Annotated in this window: 1 protein-coding gene; it reads right to left on the reverse strand. The window is 58.9% G+C overall.

Translation table 11 applies throughout. From position 1 onward, the window contains the following. The coding region (gene fdnG / locus WH277_RS05190; RefSeq protein WP_339504814.1) for a formate dehydrogenase-N subunit alpha at positions 1-1,885 on the reverse strand (1,885 nt) is incomplete at both ends.

Raw genomic sequence — 1,885 nt, forward strand, 5'->3', positions numbered from 1 at the left:
CTCGGTAAGGCGGTAGGTGGTGCCGACATACGGGAACTGCGTTGCCTGGCCCATATTGTCCAGGTCGCCACGGAACACGCGGGCAGCCGGGTTGGACACCACAGACGGGTGCAGTGGGTTAGTGCCAATCGGTGTCTCAAAGGGTTCGTAGTGTTCCGGGAAGGGGCCTTCCGCCATTTTATCCAGCGCAAACAGTCGTCCCATTCCCTCCGGCTGCATAATAAACGGACCCGCCTCACTGCCCGGCGGCGCGGTACTGTAGTCGGGAATATCCTGCCCGGCCCATTTTGCGCCATCCCAGTGCAACAGCTGGCGTTTCGAATCCCAGGGTTTGCCCTGCGGGTCGGCAGACGCACGGTTATACAGGATGCGGCGATTAAGCGGCCATGCCCAGCTCCAGTTCGGCGTGTTGCCCAGCCCGGTGGGATCGCTATTATCGCGTCTCGCCATCTGGTTACCTTCCGGCGTCCAACTTCCGGCGAAGATCCAACAGCCGCTGGCGGTACTGCCGTCGCTACGTAGCTGGGCAAAGCTGCTGAGCTGCTGACCTTTTTTCACCAGCACATTGCCGCTGGCGTCCGAAAGATCGGTCAGCGCGCGGCCATTGCTCTCCCGCGCCACCTCTTCGGAGGCAGGGGCTTCAGGCGTCTGGTAATCCCAGCTCATGTTTAAGACGGCTTCAGGTAACGCACCGCCTTCCTGCGCATACAGCTGACGCAGGCGCAGGTAGATGCCGGCTAAGATCTCCCCGTCATTACGTGCTTCACCCGGCCCGTCAGCGCCTTTCCAGTGCCATTGCAGCCAGCGTGCGGAGTTCACAATCGACCCGTCTTCTTCGGCGAAGCAAGTGGAAGGCAGACGGAACACTTCGGTGCCGATCAGCGACGGGTCGGTGCGGTTAAACTCGCCGTGATTTTCCCAGAAACTGGCGGTCTCGGTAGTGAGCGGATCGATGGTCACCAGGAACTTCAGTTTTGACAGTGATTCAGCCACTTTCTGCTTGTGCGGGAAGGATGCCAGCGGGTTAAAGCCCTGACAGATGTAGCCGTTAACCTCGCCGCGATGCATCATCTCGAAATACTGCAACACGTCGTAGCCCTTATCCCACTTCGGCAGCCAGTCAAACCCCCACTGATTTTCTTGCTGGGCCTTATCGCCGTAGAACGCTTTCATCATGCTGATAAAGAACTTCGGATAGTTGCTCCAGTAGTTGACCTGGCCGGGCAGCAGCGCTTTTGGCGTGTTGGCGGCAAGGTAATGATCCAGATCGGGCTGTTTGTCTGAAGGCAGCGTCATATAGCCGGGCAGGCTCTGGGAAAGCAGGCCGAGATCGGTCAGTCCCTGAATATTGGAGTGGCCGCGTAGGGCGTTAATGCCGCCGCCTGCCATGCCCATGTTGCCCAGCAGCAGCTGGATCATCGCCATGGTGCGGATGTTTTGTGCACCGACGGAGTGCTGCGTCCAGCCCAGTGCATACAGGAACGTGGCGGTGCGGTCCGCCGCGCTGGTGGCGGTCAGCAGTTCGCAAACGTACAGGAAGTCGGCCTGCGGTGTGCCACAGATGCGCTCAACCAGTGCAGGCGTATAGCGGCTCACATGGTTTTTGAGCAGATTCCACACACAGCGCGGGTGCATCAGCGTGGTATCACGCTGCGCAAAGCCCTGCTCATCCAGCGCATAGTGCCAGCTGGTTTTGTCATAGCTGCGGGTTTCCGGGTCATAGCCGCTGAACAGTCCATCATCGAAGCTGAAATCATCGCGCACGATGAGGCTGGCATTGGTATACGCCGCAACGTATTCATGCTGGATAGTGTCGTGTTCAATCAGATAGCGCAGCACGCCCGACAGGAACGTGATGTCAGTGCCGGATCGAATAGGCGTATAG

Origin of the sequence: Erwinia sp. MYb416 (genome assembly GCF_037479575.1) — a bacterium.
GTDB lineage: Bacteria > Pseudomonadota > Gammaproteobacteria > Enterobacterales > Enterobacteriaceae > Erwinia > Erwinia rhapontici.